This is a genomic window from Flavobacterium sp. Flavsp81, assembly GCF_059491325.1.
Map to the genome: position 1 here is coordinate 438,504 of NZ_CP168505.1, position 18,145 is coordinate 456,648.

At 33.8% G+C, this 18,145-nt stretch carries 20 protein-coding genes; 11 read left to right on the top strand and 9 right to left on the bottom strand.

What is annotated here, in order from left to right; all coding sequences use genetic code 11:
* The first annotated feature begins 75 nt into the window (after positions 1–75).
* The 7 genes from hisC (at position 76) to hisIE (ending at position 5,847) form a co-directional block, all read left to right on the top strand.
* Positions 76–1,119 (top strand): histidinol-phosphate transaminase, encoded by a 1,044-nt coding sequence (hisC, locus tag ACEN92_RS01970; RefSeq protein ID WP_495640688.1) that lies wholly within the window; start codon positions 76–78, stop codon positions 1,117–1,119.
* Between the two features lie 157 nt (positions 1,120–1,276).
* Positions 1,277–2,413, top strand: coding sequence for a bifunctional histidinol-phosphatase/imidazoleglycerol-phosphate dehydratase HisB (gene hisB, locus ACEN92_RS01975; RefSeq protein ID WP_495640689.1), 1,137 nt, complete (start codon positions 1,277–1,279; stop codon positions 2,411–2,413).
* A gap of 76 nt (positions 2,414–2,489) precedes the next feature.
* Positions 2,490–2,840 carry a nuclear transport factor 2 family protein gene (locus ACEN92_RS01980; RefSeq protein WP_495640690.1) on the top strand — a complete coding sequence of 117 codons (351 nt, stop codon included), beginning with the start codon at positions 2,490–2,492 and terminating at the stop codon, positions 2,838–2,840.
* A 69-nt stretch (positions 2,841–2,909) separates the two neighbouring features.
* Entirely contained in the window at positions 2,910–3,491 is a 582-nt protein-coding gene (gene hisH, locus ACEN92_RS01985; protein ID WP_495640691.1) for an imidazole glycerol phosphate synthase subunit HisH, read from the top strand.
* 84 nt (positions 3,492–3,575) lie between these two features.
* Entirely contained in the window at positions 3,576–4,301 is a 726-nt protein-coding gene (gene hisA, locus ACEN92_RS01990; protein WP_495640692.1) for a 1-(5-phosphoribosyl)-5-[(5-phosphoribosylamino)methylideneamino]imidazole-4-carboxamide isomerase, read from the top strand.
* A 98-nt stretch (positions 4,302–4,399) separates the two neighbouring features.
* Positions 4,400–5,155, top strand: coding sequence for an imidazole glycerol phosphate synthase subunit HisF (hisF, locus tag ACEN92_RS01995; protein ID WP_495640693.1), 756 nt, complete (start codon positions 4,400–4,402; stop codon positions 5,153–5,155).
* Positions 5,156–5,247: 92 nt separating this feature from the next.
* Positions 5,248–5,847: a bifunctional phosphoribosyl-AMP cyclohydrolase/phosphoribosyl-ATP diphosphatase HisIE gene (gene hisIE, locus ACEN92_RS02000; protein ID WP_495640694.1), complete on the top strand. Its 600-nt coding sequence runs from the start codon at positions 5,248–5,250 to the stop codon at positions 5,845–5,847.
* A 91-nt stretch (positions 5,848–5,938) separates the two neighbouring features.
* Here hisIE and ACEN92_RS02005 read toward each other — a convergent pair whose 3' ends face one another.
* From ACEN92_RS02005 to ACEN92_RS02030, 6 genes are all read right to left on the bottom strand, one after another.
* On the bottom strand, positions 5,939–6,871 hold the full coding sequence (locus tag ACEN92_RS02005; protein ID WP_495640695.1) for a transglutaminase-like domain-containing protein: 933 nt from the start codon (positions 6,869–6,871) through the stop codon (positions 5,939–5,941).
* A gap of 19 nt (positions 6,872–6,890) precedes the next feature.
* Positions 6,891–7,742, bottom strand: a complete 852-nt coding sequence (locus tag ACEN92_RS02010) for a substrate-binding domain-containing protein (protein WP_495640696.1) — start codon at positions 7,740–7,742, stop codon at positions 6,891–6,893.
* A gap of 51 nt (positions 7,743–7,793) precedes the next feature.
* Complete coding sequence (locus ACEN92_RS02015) at positions 7,794–8,267, bottom strand: DUF4265 domain-containing protein (RefSeq protein WP_495640697.1); 474 nt, start codon at positions 8,265–8,267, stop codon at positions 7,794–7,796.
* A gap of 133 nt (positions 8,268–8,400) precedes the next feature.
* Complete coding sequence (locus ACEN92_RS02020) at positions 8,401–9,270, bottom strand: nucleoside phosphorylase (protein ID WP_495640698.1); 870 nt, start codon at positions 9,268–9,270, stop codon at positions 8,401–8,403.
* Positions 9,271–9,351: 81 nt separating this feature from the next.
* Positions 9,352–9,684 carry a translation initiation factor gene (locus ACEN92_RS02025; protein ID WP_495640699.1) on the bottom strand — a complete coding sequence of 111 codons (333 nt, stop codon included), beginning with the start codon at positions 9,682–9,684 and terminating at the stop codon, positions 9,352–9,354.
* 75 nt (positions 9,685–9,759) lie between these two features.
* The gene (locus ACEN92_RS02030) at positions 9,760–10,710 is read right to left on the bottom strand and encodes an isopenicillin N synthase family dioxygenase (RefSeq protein WP_495640700.1); all 951 of its coding nucleotides are present in this window, start codon (positions 10,708–10,710) and stop codon (positions 9,760–9,762) included.
* Positions 10,711–10,877: 167 nt separating this feature from the next.
* On the opposite strand from ACEN92_RS02030, the gene ACEN92_RS02035 reads away from it, so the two are divergent.
* Positions 10,878–12,854: an alpha-ketoacid dehydrogenase subunit alpha/beta gene (locus ACEN92_RS02035; protein ID WP_495640701.1), complete on the top strand. Its 1,977-nt coding sequence runs from the start codon at positions 10,878–10,880 to the stop codon at positions 12,852–12,854.
* A 57-nt stretch (positions 12,855–12,911) separates the two neighbouring features.
* Positions 12,912–14,654: a DUF885 domain-containing protein gene (locus ACEN92_RS02040; protein WP_495640702.1), complete on the top strand. Its 1,743-nt coding sequence runs from the start codon at positions 12,912–12,914 to the stop codon at positions 14,652–14,654.
* A gap of 101 nt (positions 14,655–14,755) precedes the next feature.
* On the opposite strand, the gene ACEN92_RS02045 is transcribed toward ACEN92_RS02040, so the two are convergent.
* Positions 14,756–15,163 carry a glyoxalase gene (locus ACEN92_RS02045; protein WP_495640703.1) on the bottom strand — a complete coding sequence of 136 codons (408 nt, stop codon included), beginning with the start codon at positions 15,161–15,163 and terminating at the stop codon, positions 14,756–14,758.
* 257 nt (positions 15,164–15,420) lie between these two features.
* Between ACEN92_RS02045 and ACEN92_RS02050 the strand changes: the two genes are divergently transcribed.
* Positions 15,421–15,804, top strand: a complete 384-nt coding sequence (locus ACEN92_RS02050; protein WP_495640704.1) for an acyl-CoA thioesterase — start codon at positions 15,421–15,423, stop codon at positions 15,802–15,804.
* 144 nt (positions 15,805–15,948) lie between these two features.
* Positions 15,949–16,332, top strand: coding sequence for a hypothetical protein (locus tag ACEN92_RS02055; protein ID WP_495640705.1), 384 nt, complete (start codon positions 15,949–15,951; stop codon positions 16,330–16,332).
* A gap of 240 nt (positions 16,333–16,572) precedes the next feature.
* Here the strand turns inward: ACEN92_RS02055 and ACEN92_RS02060 are convergent, their stop codons facing one another.
* A complete protein-coding gene (locus ACEN92_RS02060) occupies positions 16,573–17,829 on the bottom strand; it encodes a mechanosensitive ion channel family protein (protein WP_495640706.1) in 1,257 nt (418 codons plus the stop codon).
* Positions 17,822–18,112 (bottom strand): DUF3817 domain-containing protein, encoded by a 291-nt coding sequence (locus tag ACEN92_RS02065; protein WP_495640707.1) that lies wholly within the window; start codon positions 18,110–18,112, stop codon positions 17,822–17,824. The genes ACEN92_RS02060 and ACEN92_RS02065 overlap by 8 nt, the downstream gene beginning before the upstream one ends.
* Between the last annotated feature and the right edge of the window lie 33 nt (positions 18,113–18,145).

Here is an 18,145-nt window from a genome sequence, read left to right on the forward strand (position 1 = left end):
ATGAAAGAGTTAAAGGTTAGATATGAATCTTTATTTTTATCTCTTGATTCTTTTCTCTTCTCAAAAAATAAAAAAATGGAATTCAATATAAACACCATAACACGTGAAAACGTAAAAACATTAAAACCATATTCTTCGGCCCGTGATGAGTTTGAGGATTTTGATACTGCCGAAATGATTTTTTTGGATGCGAATGAAAATCCGTTTCAAAGTGGCGTGAATCGTTATCCGGATCCACAGCAGAATTCGGTAAAAGTAATTTTGGCAAAAAATAATAATATAAAACAAAGTCAGATTTTGTTAGGAAACGGAAGTGATGAGGTTCTGGATTTGCTTTTCAGGGCTTTTTGCGAACCGAAAACTGACAATATTATTTCGTTACCGCCAACTTACGGAATGTATGGAGTTTTGGCTAATATTAATGCAGTAGAGAACAGAGAGATTTTGCTTTCAACAGATTTTCAGCCACAGGTTGAAAAGATTTTAGACGCTGTTGATGACAATACCAAAATTATTTTTTTATGTTCGCCAAACAATCCGACAGGAAATTCTTTTTCGGATGAAAGTGTGGTGACATTATTGCAAAACTTTAAAGGTCTTGTCGTTATTGATGAAGCGTACATTGACTTTTCGGATAAAGAGAGCTGGCTGACAGAAATCGATGAATATCCAAATTTGGTAATTACTCAAACGCTTTCAAAAGCGTATGGTCTTGCCGGAATTCGTTTGGGAATCTGTTATGCATCTGAAGCGGTGATTACGGTTTTAAATAAAATCAAACCTCCTTACAATGTAAATGAATTGACGCAACAAAGAGCCATTACACGTTTGAAGGATTCTGATAAAATAAAACAGGAAATCACATCTATAATTGAACAAAGAGAAGAATTGCTAAAAGTTTTGGCAGATATTGATTTTGTTGAAAAAGTATATCCAACAGAAGCTAATTTTGTGTTGGTAAAAGTAGATAATGCCAATAAAAGATACGATGAATTAATAGCAAAAGGAATTGTTATCAGAAACAGAACAACTCAGCCTTTATGCGAAAATTGCCTGCGTTTTACAATTGGGATTCCGGAGGAAAATGCAGTTTTGATTAAGGAATTGAAGTCACTGTAAAATTTTTTTGTCACAATTAGTGATGAAATTAGAAATTGAAAATATCTCGAAAACCGTTTGCGTGAGGGATTAAGGCGGTATCCTTTTGTGAAGAGAAACGGAACAAAAGATATAGCCGAAAGACCGACCCGGAGGGACACGCCCAAAATAATATAATATGAAAAAAGTACTTTTTATCGATCGTGACGGAACGATTGTTTTGGAACCTGCAGATTTGCAACTGGATAGTCTGGATAAACTGGAGTTTTATCCAAAAGCGTTTCAATATCTGGCTAAAATTGCCAGTGAATTAGATTATGAATTGGCAATGGTGACCAATCAGGATGGTTTGGGGACTGACAGTTTTCCGGAAGATACGTTTTGGCCAACACAGAATTTTGTTTTGAAAGCCTTTGAAAATGAAGGAGTTTTGTTTAATGAAGTTTTTATCGACAGATCTTTTCCTGAAGATAATGCGCCAACACGCAAGCCGAGAACCGGAATGTTGACAAAATATTTGAATAATCCTGAATATGATTTAGAGAATTCTTTTGTTTTGGGAGATCGTCTGACAGATGTTGAACTGGCTAAAAACCTGGGTGCAAAAGCGATTTTCATGAATATGACGGATGGAATTGGCAGCAATGAAATATCCTCTAAACGTGAGGAACTGAGCGATACGATTATTTTGCAGACAACGGATTGGAAAACAATTTATGAGTTTTTGAAATTAGAAGCACGTTCGGCTTCCATTACCCGAAAAACCCATGAAACGGATATTTTTATTAATGTGAATTTAGACGGAACAGGGAAAAGTAAAATCGATACCGGAATTGCTTTTTTCGACCATATGTTAGATCAGATTTCACGTCACGGTCAAATGGATCTGGAAATTTTGGTAAAAGGAGATTTAGAAGTTGATGAACATCACACGATTGAAGATACTGCAATTGTTTTGGGAGAAGTTTTTGCAAAAGCTTTGGGGAATAAACTAGGCATCGAACGTTATGGTTTCTGTTTGCCAATGGACGATTGTTTAGCTCAGGTTGCTATTGACTTTGGCGGTAGAAACTGGCTGGTTTGGGAAACCGAATTTAAACGCGAAATGGTGGGTAAAATGCCTACTGAAATGTTCTATCATTTCTTTAAATCGTTCTCGGATGGAGCAAAAGCCAATATCAATATCAAAGCAGAAGGAATCAATGAACACCATAAAATTGAAGCGATTTTTAAAGCTTTCGCGAAAGCAATAAAAGTGGCGGTAAAACGTGATACAGAGAAAATGATTTTGCCAAGTACAAAGGGAATGTTGTAATAAATTTGTTTTAAGTTTCATGTTCTGTTGAGCAAGTTGAAACCTTAAACAAAACAAACCTAAAACAAAAGATTATATGGAAGCGAAAAAGTTTGCCAAAGAATGGATTGACTCCTGGAATTCTCATGATTTAGAAGACATTATGAAGCATTATTCGGAAGATATTGAAATTACGACACCAATGCTGAAGCTGGCTGCCGGAATTGAAACTGGTTCTCTTCAGGGAAAAGAGCAGGTAAGGGCATATTGGCAGAAAGCTTTGACCAAAATTCCTGATTTGCATTTTGAATTGGTTGAAGTTACATCAGGAATTGATTCGGTGGCACTGTATTATAAATCGGTTATGAATAAAATGGCGATTGAAGTCATGTTTTTTGATGAAAACGGGTTGGTAAATAAAATGATCGCTCATTATACTGATTTGTAAAATAAAAATTTGTTTAAGATTTTAAGTTCTGTAGAGCAACTTGAAACCTGAAACCTGAAACAAAAGAGAATGAAAATAGTAATTATAAATTACGGTGCAGGAAATATTCAAAGCATTATGTTTGCTATTGAAAGACTTGGTTTTAAAGCCGTTTTGAGCAATAATCCGGAAGAAATTCAGTCGGCAGATAAAGTAATTTTCCCTGGCGTTGGAGAAGCGAGCTACGCTATGCGAAAACTGAAAGAAAGCGGTTTGGACAGTTTGATTCCGAATTTGAAACAGCCCGTTTTAGGAATCTGCCTCGGTATGCAATTGATGTGCCATTCATCTGAAGAAGGAGATACCAAAGGTTTAGGCATATTTGATGTGGATGTGATTAAATTCACACCAAAAGTAAAAGTACCACAAATGGGCTGGAATCAGATTTATGATTTGAAATCGGATTTGTTTAAAGGAATTCCTGAGAATGAATTTATGTATCTGGTGCATAGTTTTTATGCTCCTAATTGTGCTGAAGCCATTGCTACCACAAATTATGATGTTGAATACGCATCGGCTTTGCACAAAAATAATTTTTACGGAACTCAATTTCACCCGGAAAAAAGCGGGAATGCAGGAGAGAAAATATTGGAGAACTTTTTAAAAATGTAAAAGCTCAATAGCAATATCAAAAATCAATCAAAAAATCAATTTTTAGAATCTAAAATCTAAAATCAGAAATCTAAAATATAAAAAATGAGAATAATACCAGCCATAGATATTATTGACGGAAAATGTGTTCGCTTGTCAAAAGGGGATTACAATACCAAAATAATTTATAACGAAAATCCGCTTGAAGTAGCAAAATCATTCGAAGCACACGGAATCGAATATTTACATTTAGTAGATTTGGACGGAGCAAAATCGAGCAAAATTGTCAATTATAAAATTTTGGAGCAAATTGCAATGCAAACCAGTCTGAAAGTTGATTTTGGTGGCGGTTTAAAATCGGATGCTGATTTGAAAATTGCTTTTGAAAGCGGTGCAAACCAAATTACCGGCGGAAGTATTGCAGTGAAAAACAGAGAAATATTTCAAAAATGGATTGCAGAATATGGTTCAGATAAAATTATTTTAGGTGCTGATGCAAAAGACGAAAAAATCGCTGTTTCAGGCTGGCTTGAAGATTCAGATGAAGATCTGATTCCGTTCATTCAGGATTATATGAAAAAAGGAATTGAATATGTAATCTGTACTGATATTGCTAAAGATGGTATGCTTGAAGGACCGAGTTTTGACTTATATGCTAAGATTTTAGCTGAAGCTGAAGGAATAAAATTAATCGCTTCCGGTGGGATTTCAACATTCGATGAATTGCCAAAATTAGCCGAATTAGGCTGTGAAGGAACAATAATCGGAAAAGCAATTTACGAAGGCAGAATTACTTTAAAGCAACTTGAAAATTATATTTTAAATAAATAGGATTATTTCACAAAGACACTCAAAGAAAGCGCAAAGATTCACAAAATTTTGCGTAGCTCTGTGAATCTTTGTGAATCTCTGTGAAACAACTAAAAAAAATGCTTGCAAAAAGAATCATCCCTTGTTTGGATATAAAAAACGGAAGAACCGTAAAAGGCGTTAATTTCGTAGATTTGCGTGACGCAGGAGATCCAGTGGAACTGGCAGAAATTTACTCGGCTGAAGGTGCGGATGAATTGGTTTTCCTGGATATATCGGCTACGGAAGAACGTAGAAAAACTTTGGTCAACATGGTACGAAGTGTTGCGGAGAAAATCAATATTCCGTTTACGGTTGGCGGTGGGATTTCGTCTGTGGAAGATGTCGAAATTCTTTTGAATAATGGAGCTGATAAAGTTTCGATTAATTCATCGGCAGTAAAAAATCCACAGTTGATTAATGATCTGGCTCAGAAATTCGGAAGCCAATGCGTTGTAGTAGCCATTGATGCCAAGCAAATTGACGGACAATGGATCGTCCATTTAGTGGGTGGAAAAGTACCTACAGAATTAAATCTATTCGATTGGGCAGTTGAAGTTGCAGAACGTGGAGCAGGAGAAATTTTATTCACATCAATGGATAATGACGGAACTAAAAATGGTTTTGCAAACGAGGCTTTGGCTAAATTATCAGCATTGATTAATATTCCGATTATTGCTTCAGGAGGTGCGGGAAATATTCAGCACTTTGTGGATTCTTTTAAACTGGGAAAAGCAGATGCAGCTCTGGCAGCGAGTGTTTTTCACTTTAAAGAAATCGAAATTAATGCCTTAAAACAAGAACTTAGAAATAATAATATAGAAGTTAGAATCTGAGTATAGAAAATAGAATAAAGAGAATAGAATAAAACTAAATATAAAATATAGGAGTCAGAATCTAAAATCTGAATTCTAAAATCTAAATTACAATGAAAATAGATTTCTCAAAAAGCAAAGACGGTTTAATTCCAGCAATAATTCAGGATTCAGAGACAAAAAAAGTTTTGATGCTGGGTTATATGAATGCAGAATCGCTTCAAAAAACACTGGATACTAAGAAAGTTACTTTTTTCAGCCGTTCAAAAGACAGACTCTGGACGAAAGGTGAGGAGAGCGGAAATTTTCTGGATCTGGTAGTGATCAAAAATGATTGTGACGGAGACACCCTTTTAATTCAGGCAAAACCTGTTGGGCCAACATGTCACACAGGCGCAGATACCTGCTGGCAGGAAGAAAATGCAGCCAATTACGGGTTTATTTCTGATTTAGAAAATACAATCAAAATCCGAAGAGAAAATGCTGATACAGAACAAAGTTACGTAGCTTCTTTATTCGCAAATGGGATCAATAAAATTGCTCAAAAAGTGGGCGAAGAAGCGGTAGAAGTAGTTATTGAAGCAAAAGATGATAATGACGATCTTTTCCTGAGCGAAAGTGCCGATTTGCTTTTTCACTATCTGATTCTATTGCAGGCAAAAGGTTTTCAGTTAAATGATGTGGTGAATGTTTTGAAAAAACGCCAGAAGTAGTTTCGACCTCAGCTTACAAAATAAAATATTAGAAGCCTGTCAGCAATTTAATTGCTGACAGGCTTCTGAATTATTAAATGCATTACGAATATCAATTTAGAGTTAAAGCCCCTAAAATTTCTTCGTACATAAAAGGGCCTCCCGGATATTGGGCAGTATAATCAAGGTTTAACCATACTTGTCCGCGCTCATCAATGTGATAATGAATTATTTTTCCTTTACTTTCTTTTACAAAAAGCACATTTTTAATCAAAAAATTGACCTTTTCCAGATCAATCAGGGAACCAATAAGTATCTCAGGATAAATATGTCCTTTGGTATGAATTAATCTTGGTGTTCCTCCGATAGAACGAATCGCAGCAGCCATCAAAATTGAATGATCATCACAATCACCCGAAAAATATTGTAATGATTCGCTTGCTGTCGCAATATAATCGCCTTCTTTTGGGTCGTTAACGTAGTTCCATCGATTATTAATTTCTTTAAAAACAGCAAAACACTGAATTGTTGTTCTGTAATCTGAATATCCTTTTATGTTTTTAAAATGCTTTGTAGTAGCCATAATAGCAAAGTTTCGAACCTTTGGATCCTGATATTCTATAGCATTGATGATTTTTGATTTGTTTGGAAAAGGCAACAGTTTTGCTACAATAATATCTTGAGGGTAAGGATTATCAGACATAGTATAGATCATCGAATTATAATCTTCATAGATTTCGTTGAAGCCATAATTTCCAATCACACTTCCATAGAATAAAACCAATAAATAAAGCGCTATGCAAATTATTATGATGGTTCTTAATAACATTAAAAGAAAGAAAACGGCAGCAAAAACAAATAAAAAAATAAAGATGCGATCTAAATTAAAAGGCCATTTTAAATCAATCAGATTTTGATGCAGAATGATAAAAATCGGAATTGTTATCAAAAGACTTAATACCATAATAATAACCCTGTCCCAGGGAGATTTTACCTGTAATTTGGATTTTAATTGCGGAAAGTCAATTTTAGGAATTTTTATCATAGCATTAAAAAGCAGTGTTTTACATTGCTTTCACAGTTTCAACAAAAGTACTTTTTTTATCAATAATTCCCAGATCAAATAACTGATTTTGAATTTTAATAAAGGCTTTTTCAGTTAAATTCTTTTGTGACCATTGTGTAAGCTTTAACCATTCCTGAATATCTTCGAGTTTTTGATTAAAAATATCTGCCAGTGTCTTGTCTATATCAGGGATTTGGGTAAAATCATGGGTAGTGCTGTTTATGATTTCAAGAATTTTTTCTACGATTTTAAGATTTTTTTTCAAAAACTCATCCCGGACTGCAATTACAAATGAAGGCCAAGGTGTAGGACAGTCACCAACACGTCTGAAAATACCTTGATCAACAAGAGGTTTGGTCATAAAATGTTCCCACATAAAATAATCAGCGGTTCCATTGGTTAAAGCTTCAACAGCGCCATCAATTGTATTGATGATTTCAAACTCTAAATTATCAGTTTCCCAGCCTTGTTCAGATGCATTTACATAAGCCATTAATTGTGATCCGGAACCTAATCTTGAGATTGCCACCTTTTTATTCCTGAGATCTTTTATAGTATGGAAATCAGATTTTGCAGCCACATGGATTCCCCAAATAAGAGGTGACTGAACATAAATCTGGACAATTTTACTTGGATTACCGGCAACAATATCTTTTACAATTCCTTCTGTCAGAATAACTGCCATATCAGTTTCACCATCACGAAGCATTTGGCACATTTTACCGGTACCTTCTGGAATATTTTTCCATTGTAAATCTATATTTTCAGCTTCAAATTCGCCATTTTCAATGCATAGCTGCCATGGCAAATTGAAGTGTTCAGGGACACCTGCAATTTTTACTGTTTTCATTATGGTTAAGTTTAAGTTAAGTTTGGTATGCGTATTATATGTTTGTTTGTTTTAGTTTTTTAATAAATCGGCTCGGTGTTTTTCAGAAAGGCAAGGTTCTGCAAAATCTATTACAGAGAGTTCTACATACTCATTTAAAATGTTTTTTACAACAGAATAATCCACTTCCGCGGTTATTTCGACAGCAAAAAGTGTGTCATTCAGACCTTCAGATTCACAATTAACTTCCATTAGTTTATTCCTGATTATTTGTTTGTCAAAACCTTTTTCTAAAATTACAACCTGTACAATTGAGTTTCCGGAAGTTTCTATAGTTTTTCTATAAGTCAGAAATTCTTCATCTTCATCATATTCTGCAAAGAAAATGTCGTCTGTTGCAATTAAAGGTCCAAAAAATGGAATATTATCTAATTTGAAATATCCTTTTTCCAAATCAATAATTTCTGCCCACATAGTTTCTACAACTATATCTTCTAATAAATCACTATAATATCTAAATAGGATTTTTGTGTGTGTTTCTGCCATTCTCTAATTTAATTTGTTGCTTTTAAAGAAGAAATCACAATACGATAACCATCAGGATCGAGGAACATTAGATCATTTGTATGCGGGGCAACTCTTAAAATCATAGTTTTTAATTTTAAATCAAATTATCTAATTATTTCTCCGCCAATTTATTCAACGTATAGTCAATCAACTCATCAACTGCTTTATATGGATCTTCGCTGAAAGTTCCCGAAGCACGATTGGCAATAATGGCATTCAGAGACAATGCATTATGTCCTAAAAGTGCTGAAAGTCCATAAATTGCTGCCGTTTCCATTTCTAAATTTGTGATTCGGTTGCCATCAAAATCAAAATTATCCATTTTGTTATTTAATGCTGAATCCTGAATATTCAGGCGTAAAACACGTCCCTGAGGACCATAAAATCCCCCGGCTGTAGCGGTGATTCCTTTAAAAATTTTATCAGATTCGATTATTTTTTCCAAGGTTTCAGAGCATGGAATTGCATAAGGTCTTCCTTTTCGAATATCCCAATTAGTATGAACAATAAAAGCATCTTCCATAGCATCTTGTGAAACATCATCAATCAAATAGGAGCGAAGCATATTATCCAGACCAAGTCCAAATTTGGACATTACAAAGCTATCCACAGGAATATCTGCCTGCAAAGATCCGGAAGTTCCAATTCGGATAATATTTAAAGAAGTCAGTTTTTCTTTTGACAGACGGGTTTCCAGATCGATATTAACCAAAGCATCTAATTCGTTAAGGACAATATCAATATTATCAGGACCGATTCCGGTTGACATTACTGTTATTCTTTTGCCTTTGTAAATTCCGGTTTGGGTTTTAAATTCTCTTTTTTGGGTCGAATATTCAATTGAATCAAAAAACTGAGTTATTTTTTCAACTCTGTTTTGATCTCCAACAAAAATTATATCGTGGGCTATATGTTCAGGACGAAGGTTTAGGTGATAAACGCTTCCGTCAGGATTAAGTATTAATTCTGATTCTTGTATCATTTTTTTTTGAGGTTCTAAGGTGAAGATTCTAAGTTTTTTTGATTTAATTTCAAAAATCTAAAATTATAAATGTACAATTGTTTATCCGCCTACACGTTTTGTTTTAAAGCCTTTTTCTTTTAAAATAGTCATGATTTTATCACGATAATCTCCCTGAATAATAATGGAATCATCTTTAAAAGTTCCGCCAACACTGAGTTTTGTTTTAATTTCTTTGGCCAGAATTTTAAAATCCTCATTGCTTCCTTCGTAACCCTCGATTATAGTTGTTGCTTTTCCTTTTCGTTTTTCGAATTTACAAATCATAGGCTCTTTTTGTACATAAAGTACATGCTCTTGTTCCTGAATTTCTTCCGGTTCATTTGATTCGATATGCTCTGGAAATAAATTTTTAAGTTGGTCTTGTAAGTCCATTGTGTATTTTTTAAAATTAAAAAGACATTAAGTATGAACCCAATGTCTTTTTATTGATTATCGTAAATTTAAAGATTATTTTTTTATTAAACCTAAATCTACTAAACGTTCGTATAAATAATCTCCTGCGGTAATATCTTCAAATTTCTTAGGGTTTTCTGCATCAATACAGTTTTCTAAGCAATCCAGACGCATATCACTTACAGGATGCATAAAGAACGGAATCGAATAACGAGACGTTCCCCATAATTCTCTCGGTGGATTAACTACTTGATGAATCGTAGATTTTAGTTTGTTGTTGGTATGTCTTGACAACATATCACCAACATTAATCACTAATTCATCGTCTGCTGCAATAGCATCAATCCATTCGCCATCATGATTCTGAACCTGTAATCCTTTGCCCTGAGCACCCATTAATAAGGTAATCAGGTTAATATCACCATGAGCGGCTGCTCGAATTGCATTTTCCGGCTCAGAAGTAATAGGCGGGTAATGTATCGGTCTTAAAATAGAATTTCCTTCTTTTGCATACTGGTCAAAATAAAATTCATCCAGACCTAAATGCAAAGCAAGGGCTCTTAACACATAAACACCTGTTTTCTCCAACATTTGATAGGCTTCTTTCCCTACAATATTAAAACGGGGTAATTCTTTTACTTCAACATTATCCGGATATTCTGAGGCGTATTTGGAATTTTTGTCCACATATTGTCCAAAATGCCAGAACTCTTTCAAATCTCCCTCTTTGCGTCCTTTTGCATGTTCTTTTCCAAAAGATACATAACCTCTTTGACCGCCAATTCCGGGAATTTCATAATTATGTTTGGTTTCTACTGGCAAAGCGAAAAATTTTCGAATTTCGCTATAAAGCTCGTCTACCAGCTGATCATCCAAAAAATGACCTTTTAGGGCTACGAAGCCAATGTTTTCAAATGCACTGCCGATTTCATTTACAAATTTTTGTTTACGTTTCGGGTCGTCCGAAAGGAAATCACGTAAGTCTACACTAGGAATGTTTTGCATACTTTACATTTTTATTAAAGAAAAAAGGTGTTTTGATAACCTTTCATAACAAAGGTATAGAATATTTTAGATTTGCATTTTAAAAGTTATATTAAAATTAAAAATTTTAAACAAAAACAATTGTTATTGTTGTAAAATTTTATCTTTGAAAAAGCAAAAATCTAACTATGAACTTCAACAGAAAAGACCTTACGGATAACCAATTACTGGATTTATATAAAAAAATATTAAAACCCCGTTTAATCGAAGAAAAGATGCTGATCTTAATTCGGCAGGGAAAAGTTTCAAAATGGTTTTCCGGTATCGGTCAGGAAGCAATTGCAGTAGGCGTTACATCGGTTTTGGATGAATCGGAATATGTGTTGCCTATGCATAGAAATTTAGGCGTTTTTACTTCCAGAGATATTCCATTGCACAGATTGTTTTCGCAATGGCAGGGAAAAGCAAATGGCTTTACAAAAGGAAGGGATCGCAGTTTCCATTTTGGAACCCAGGAATATAAAATTATTGGAATGATTTCGCATTTAGGTCCGCAATTGGGTATTGCAGACGGAATTGCTCTGGCCAATAAACTTCAAAGGAATAAGAAAATCACAGCAGTTTTTACCGGTGAAGGGGCAACCAGCGAAGGTGATTTTCATGAAGCACTAAATATTGCTGCAGTTTGGCAATTACCTGTAATGTTTATTATTGAAAACAACGGTTACGGTCTTTCGACACCCACAAACGAACAATACTTTTGTGAAAATCTAGCTGATAAAGGTGTTGGTTACGGTATGGAAAGTCATATTATTGATGGAAATAATATTTTGGAAGTTTATACGAAATTATCCGAATTAAAAACTTCTATGCAGGAAAATCCACATCCTGTTTTATTGGAATTTAAGACTTTTAGAATGCGCGGGCATGAAGAGGCGAGCGGTACAAAATATGTTCCTCTGGAATTAATGGATGAATGGGCTGTTAAAGATCCTGTATCAAATTATAGAAAATATTTAACTGATATCGGAGTCCTGACTTCTGAATTTGATGAAGAATTACATATTGAAATTAAACAGGAAATTGACGAAAACCTGGTTATTGCCAATGCTGAACCTGAAATTGTTCCGACTTATAGCGGAGAGTTAAATGATGTTTATATGCCTTATCAGCATGAAGAAGTTAATCCATCTTCATCGTCAGAAAATATTCGTTTTATAGATGCCATTAGAAAAAGTTTAGAGCAATCTATGAAACAACATCAAAACCTCATCATTATGGGGCAGGATATTGCAGAATATGGCGGAGCATTTAAAATAACAGATGGTTTTGTTGAGTTTTTTGGCAAAGCACGGGTACGAAATACACCTATTTGTGAAAGCGCTGTTGTTTCTGCCGCAATGGGATTATCAATTAACGGTTATAAAGCGATTGTTGAAATGCAGTTTGCCGATTTTGTTTCTACAGGTTTTAATCCAATTGTGAATTTATTGGCTAAATCACATTATCGCTGGGGCGAAAAAGCAGATGTTGTAGTTCGGATGCCTTGTGGCGGAGGAACTCAGGCTGGACCGTTTCATTCACAGACAAATGAAGCCTGGTTTACCAAAACACCGGGTTTAAAAGTGGTATATCCGGCTTTTCCTTATGATGCCAAAGGTTTGTTGAATACTTCGATAAATGATCCTAATCCTGTTTTGTTTTTTGAACATAAACAATTATACAGAAGCGTTTATCAGGATGTTCCAACAGATTATTATACAATTCCGTTAGGAAAAGCAGCTTTATTAAAAGAAGGAAACGCTATAACCATTATTGCTTTCGGTGCTCCTGTACATTGGGCATTAGATACATTAGGGAAAAATCCTGAAATAAAAGCTGATTTAATTGATTTAAGAACCTTACAGCCTTTGGATACTGAAACTATTTTGACATCGGTTAAAAAGACCGGGAAAGTAATTATTTATCAGGAGGATACTATGTTTGGCGGAATTGCAAGCGATATTTCGGCTTTGATTATGGAGGAATGTTTTGAATATCTGGATGCTCCCGTAAAAAGAGTAGCAAGTTTAGATTCACCAATTCCGTTTACAAAAGCATTGGAAGATCAGTTTTTACCAAAAGACAGATTCGAAAAGGAACTTTTTGATTTGCTGGCCTATTAGTAATCAAAAATGAATAGTCCTAAATATTAATATTTTCACCTCATCCATATTAATAATATGAAAAAATTGTTTGTTCCGATTTTTGTAATTACTATGCTTTTTTCCTGCAGCAAAAGCACCAAATCTAATAAAGACAAAGCTTTAGATGAAAAATTTGATAAATATAAAGCAGGTTTTGTTACGGCTTTATGGCAAATTAATCCGGACTGGGCTGCGGCTGTTGGTTATCATAAATTTGATACTATTTTGATAATTCCAGATGCAACAGCAGATAAAAAGCAGCTAGATTTTGTAAATACACAATTAGATTCTTTAAAAAAATATCCTATTGAAGATTTATCGGATAAGAATAAAACTGATTTTCATATGATAAAAAATCACTTGGAAGCCACCATTTTTAATAGTAAAGAATTGAAATCATCTGAATGGGATCTTTCTGAATATAATGTCTGCGGTTCTTTTGCGGAAATTTTAAATGGAAATTACGATACTGCAGAAGTTCGTCTGCGTGCTTTTAATTCAAAAATGGATAATATTCCGGCTTATTACGAAGCAGCTAAAAAAAACATCAGAAACCCAACGATTGAACATACAGAGCTTGCAATAGCACAAAATTTAGGAGGATCATCTGTTTTTGAAGGTGACTTAAACGTTGCTTTGGAAAAAAGTAAATTGACTGCAGCGGAGAAAAAAGAAATGATGGATAAAGCCAAAGTTTCGGTAAAAGCGATAACAGATTATGCAGAATGGCTTAAAAGATTACCAAACAAAACGCCTCGTTCGTTTAGGTTAGGAAATACATTGTATGCTAAAAAGTTCAATTTTGATATTCAATCAGGTTATAGTGCTGACGAAATTTATAAAATTGCCATTGATCACAAAAAAGACTTACATGGCAAAATGTTTGTTCTTGCAGATAAACTTTGGACTAAATATAAAGGGAATGAGCCAAAACCAGCAGATAAATTAGATTTAATCAAACAGGTTATTGATAAGATTTCATTGCAGCATACTACACCGGAAAAATTTCAATCTGAAATTGAAAAACAAATCCCGGAGTTGACTGCTTATGTAAAAGCGAAAGATTTATTGTATATAGATCCTTCGAAACCACTGGAGGTACGTAAAGAACCTGCATATATGGCTGGCGTTGCGGGAGCTTCTGTTTCATCTCCCGGTCCTTATGATAAAAATGCAAAGACTTATTATAATGTAGGAAGCATGTCAGGCTGGACAGCTGAAAATGCTGAAAGCTATTTGCGTGAGTATAACGATTATATTCTTCAAATCTTAAATATCCATGAAGCGATTCCCGGACATTATACACAATCGGTTTACAGCAATCAATCGCCAAGTATTATAAAATCAATTTTTGGAAATGGTGCTATGGTAGAGGGCTGGGCAGTTTATGCTGAAAAAATGATGCTGGAAAGCGGCTATAAAAATTCTGATGAAATGTGGCTGATGTATTATAAATGGAATTTAAGAGCAACTTGTAATACCATTTTAGACATTAGTGTTCATACAAAAAATATGTCTAAAGAAGCTGCGTTGGATTTACTGACCAGAGAAGCATTTCAGCAAAAGGCAGAAGCGAATGGAAAATGGAAACGTGTCACCTTATCGCAAGTCCAATTGTGTTCTTATTTTACTGGTTATACAGAAATTTATAATTTAAGAGAAGAACTTAAAAAAAGGCAAGGGGATAAATTTAATTTGAAGCAATTTCACGAAAAGTTCCTAAGCTTTGGAAGCGCTCCTGTTAAATATATTAAGGAATTGATGTTGTCTGAAGAGTAAGTTAAAATAATTAAAAGCGCATTAAATTTTTAGGATTTAACGCGTTTTTTAATTTTATTGAATTAAATTTTTGAAAAGAAATTTAATCAATCAGTTAAAATCTATTTCGAATCTGATTCCAGCTCAAACAACTGCATCTGACTTTTCAATCGGTCAATCAATAAATTCATCATTCGTTTGTTTAAGCTTGATGAATTTTGAATGTACGTATTGTATTCTTCAGTAGTAAAAAGTGCCATGACGATTCCTTTTAAAGAATTTCTGAACTTAATATCCTTTTGAATGGAATTTTCAATAGTCTGAAGTTTCTTTTCGACTGTATAGGAATAAAAATCAGCCTTGTTTTTATTTACATAATTGATAAAAACGGCTATGAATAAATCATTCTGAAGTTTTAAAATAGGTCTAATTGTTTGATTTTGAAATAACTCATCAGCTGATGATTGAGCACTTACGGCTCCTAAAGTTTCGCCTCTGAATTCTTTTAAAAAAGTGTCTCTGTCTGCCATGGTTTTTCTTTAAAATTATAAAAATATATCTTATAAAAATACTTTCTCCAGATTTAGTTACTGACAAATTCTACAAAAAATAAGTTCATAAATTAAAATATTCGTTGACTGTAATTTTAATAATTTGGACTTTTAAAAATGATTTTTGAAATAATTCAGCAGCAAATTTTCGAATTATTGAAATCTTAAGAATTAATAAAAAAACATAATTCGATTATGGGAGTAAAAAACTATTTTTACTCGTATAAAATAAAAATATGAGATTCCATACCAGAAAATGGGTTAAACCCCAGGATTTAAATCCAAACGGAACTTTATTCGGTGGCCATTTATTAGCCTGGATAGACGAAGAACTGGCTTTATATTCAATTGTACAGCTAGAAAATTCCAGGGTAGTTACCAAACACATGTCCGAAATTAATTTCAAAAGCTCTGCCAGACAAGGTGATATTGTTGAAATTGGAATTGATGTGGTAAAATTTGGTACAACATCCTTAGTTCTTAAATGTGCAGCCCGGAATATGATGACACGCGAAATTATAATTACAATTGACCATACCACAATGGTCAGTCTGGGTGAAGATGGGAAACCAAAACCGCATGGAAAAACTCAAATTGAATTCGTAAAAGATCGTTTGTAAAAATAAATTTTCCACCATATAAGTGATATAAGTTCCTGTAACTTTACGAAAAGTTTATATTTACCTATATCACTTATATGGTAAAAACATTCTTAGAAAATGTGTAAAAATTTTATAACAGTTTCTGTCTTATTTGCTTTTCTAATGTCTTGTAATTCTAAGGAAGAAAAAAAAGGCTACAATCACGTTGTCTACCGGGCTGTAAACAATAAAGACACAGCAATTTTAGCAATCAATAAGAGTAATGAACGTTTTTACGGACGTTATGAAATAGCGTACTATCTGGTAGGAAAAGATTCGGGAGATGTGAGAGGAGATATAAAAGGTGATACTTTAAGAGGAGATTTTCATTACATATCTAATGGAGGAAGCTGGAAAAGAATACCTATCGCTTTATTGAAAAAGGAAAATAAACTTTTTTCAGGAAGTGGAGTAATCGGTACTTACATGAATCTTCCCTGCTTTATGCCGGGAACTCCAATAGATTATAATAATTCAAAATTTGTTTTTGAAGAGATCAAAAAATAGTTTCAGATTTTCTTTGTTTTCATGTTCTCATTATTTTGTCATTCTGAGGAACGAAGAATCTCCGCAAGTAACTCGACAAAGATTGATAAACTTTGCGGATAATTATCGCGGAGATTCTTCGTTCCTCAGAATGACAAACTGTGTGTTAACTGTGAGTGTGATTTCTCCTTTATAGAAATGACATGATTGTGAGTTTCAACTTATGGTCAGCGTAATAACCTGGAACTTGAAACAAAAAAATTATTCTAAACGCCCAATTTTAGAAGGCAATTCGAATATTTCAAGGTCAAAATAGACTACGGAAGCCATTATGTGGTCAAAAATATCGGCCATAATATATTCATAATTTGCCCAGCGTTTGTCGCTCGAAAAGGCATAAATTTCCAAAGGAACACCATGCTCAGTTGATTGTAACTGACGACAGACAATATGCATGTCTTTATTTAAACCGGGATGATCTAACAAATATTGTATAATGTATTTTCTGAACAATCCAAGATTAGTCATATTTCGGCCATTTAGCGAAAGCGTTTTATCAACACCCCGTAAATCATTGTATTTTTCGATTTCGGCTTGTCTGGTTTCGATGTAAGAACTAATCAGCTGTACTTTTTTCATTTGATTCAGATCTTCATCATTCAAAAAACGAATGGTACTGCTTTTAATTAAAACATATCTTTTAATACGCCTTCCATCAGATTTTTGCATGCCTCGCCAGTTCTGAAAAGAATCTGAACTCAAGGCATAGGTTGGAATCGTGGTAATGGTATTATCGAAATTCCGAACTTTTACAGTCGTTAAATTTATTTCGATTACATCTCCATCAGCACCAAATTTATCCATCGTAATCCAGTCACCAATACGAACCATATCATTAATCGCAACCTGGACGCTTGAAACAAAACCTAAAATAGTATCCCTGAAAATTAAAATAATAATTGCCGAAAGCGTTCCTAAAATAGTAAGCAGTTCGCCTTGTTTAATCCCGAATAATTTGGAAATAATAATGGCAATTCCAAAAATCCAAAGGACAATCATAATAACCTGAACAAAGCTGTCAATAGGTTTATCGCTGTATTCAGGTTTGTTTTTCAAGTAATCCCGTAAGGCATTAAAAATGGTTCTGATAATCCATAAACTAATCAAAACGATGTAAACGCCCACTATTTTTCCAAAAACGGATTCCCAATATTCATATTTATCTAAAATAACAGGAACTGCTTTGTAAATAAAGAAAAATGGAATTAAATATGCCGTATATTTTGTTGTTTTATTGTGAATTAAATAATCATCAAATTTAGTTTTGGTACGCTGTGCAAAAATGGCTGTCAGCGTGACCAAAACAAACTTGGCCACATAATAAATGGCATAAGCCAAAACTACCATGATGGCAATATTAAAGATCAGGCTGATATAAGACGCAAAGTTGCGGCTCATTCCCCAATCCCTGAAAACAGGATATAAAAAGTTGAATATTTTATCCAAAAGCTTATGCATTATTATTTTCTAAATATTTTCTCTCAATGTAGAAAGTTCCAAAAGGAATAAGTGAAGCAACCAAAATGATTCCGAAGGTTTTTAAATCCCAGTTTTGAGATTTTAAAAGTAAAAATGCCAAAATTATATACCCAATAAATAATACACCATGTGCCATTCCCAGAGGACGCAGTAAAGTATGATAAAGTTCAGGGTTATTCGTTTTGATAAAAAGCATATTGGCAAATAATACTAAATAAGAGATTCCTTCTAAAATTGCGGTAACTTTAAAAATCTTAAGCATGTGTATGTTTTTTTTGAGTTTGTGCCGCAAAAT

What these genes read in the sequence shown, in the direction of transcription:
- ACEN92_RS02015 (WP_495640697.1), bottom strand. Translation starts at nt 8,267, where the DNA reads ATGGCAGAAACACACACAAAAATCCTATTTAGATATTATAGTGATTTA.
- ACEN92_RS02025 (WP_495640699.1), bottom strand. Translation starts at nt 9,684, where the DNA reads ATGGACTTACAAGACCAACTTAAAAATTTATTTCCAGAGCATATCGAA.
- hisC (WP_495640688.1), top strand. Translation starts at nt 76, where the DNA reads ATGGAATTCAATATAAACACCATAACACGTGAAAACGTAAAAACATTA.
- ACEN92_RS02050 (WP_495640704.1), top strand. Translation starts at nt 15,421, where the DNA reads ATGAGATTCCATACCAGAAAATGGGTTAAACCCCAGGATTTAAATCCA.
- hisIE (WP_495640694.1), top strand. Translation starts at nt 5,248, where the DNA reads ATGAAAATAGATTTCTCAAAAAGCAAAGACGGTTTAATTCCAGCAATA.
- hisF (WP_495640693.1), top strand. Translation starts at nt 4,400, where the DNA reads ATGCTTGCAAAAAGAATCATCCCTTGTTTGGATATAAAAAACGGAAGA.
- ACEN92_RS02060 (WP_495640706.1), bottom strand. Translation starts at nt 17,829, where the DNA reads ATGCATAAGCTTTTGGATAAAATATTCAACTTTTTATATCCTGTTTTC.
- ACEN92_RS02065 (WP_495640707.1), bottom strand. Translation starts at nt 18,112, where the DNA reads ATGCTTAAGATTTTTAAAGTTACCGCAATTTTAGAAGGAATCTCTTAT.
- ACEN92_RS02045 (WP_495640703.1), bottom strand. Translation starts at nt 15,163, where the DNA reads ATGGCAGACAGAGACACTTTTTTAAAAGAATTCAGAGGCGAAACTTTA.
- ACEN92_RS02055 (WP_495640705.1), top strand. Translation starts at nt 15,949, where the DNA reads ATGTCTTGTAATTCTAAGGAAGAAAAAAAAGGCTACAATCACGTTGTC.
- ACEN92_RS02005 (WP_495640695.1), bottom strand. Translation starts at nt 6,871, where the DNA reads ATGATAAAAATTCCTAAAATTGACTTTCCGCAATTAAAATCCAAATTA.
- hisA (WP_495640692.1), top strand. Translation starts at nt 3,576, where the DNA reads ATGAGAATAATACCAGCCATAGATATTATTGACGGAAAATGTGTTCGC.
- ACEN92_RS01980 (WP_495640690.1), top strand. Translation starts at nt 2,490, where the DNA reads ATGGAAGCGAAAAAGTTTGCCAAAGAATGGATTGACTCCTGGAATTCT.
- ACEN92_RS02040 (WP_495640702.1), top strand. Translation starts at nt 12,912, where the DNA reads ATGAAAAAATTGTTTGTTCCGATTTTTGTAATTACTATGCTTTTTTCC.
- ACEN92_RS02020 (WP_495640698.1), bottom strand. Translation starts at nt 9,270, where the DNA reads ATGATACAAGAATCAGAATTAATACTTAATCCTGACGGAAGCGTTTAT.
- ACEN92_RS02035 (WP_495640701.1), top strand. Translation starts at nt 10,878, where the DNA reads ATGAACTTCAACAGAAAAGACCTTACGGATAACCAATTACTGGATTTA.
- ACEN92_RS02010 (WP_495640696.1), bottom strand. Translation starts at nt 7,742, where the DNA reads ATGAAAACAGTAAAAATTGCAGGTGTCCCTGAACACTTCAATTTGCCA.
- hisH (WP_495640691.1), top strand. Translation starts at nt 2,910, where the DNA reads ATGAAAATAGTAATTATAAATTACGGTGCAGGAAATATTCAAAGCATT.
- ACEN92_RS02030 (WP_495640700.1), bottom strand. Translation starts at nt 10,710, where the DNA reads ATGCAAAACATTCCTAGTGTAGACTTACGTGATTTCCTTTCGGACGAC.
- hisB (WP_495640689.1), top strand. Translation starts at nt 1,277, where the DNA reads ATGAAAAAAGTACTTTTTATCGATCGTGACGGAACGATTGTTTTGGAA.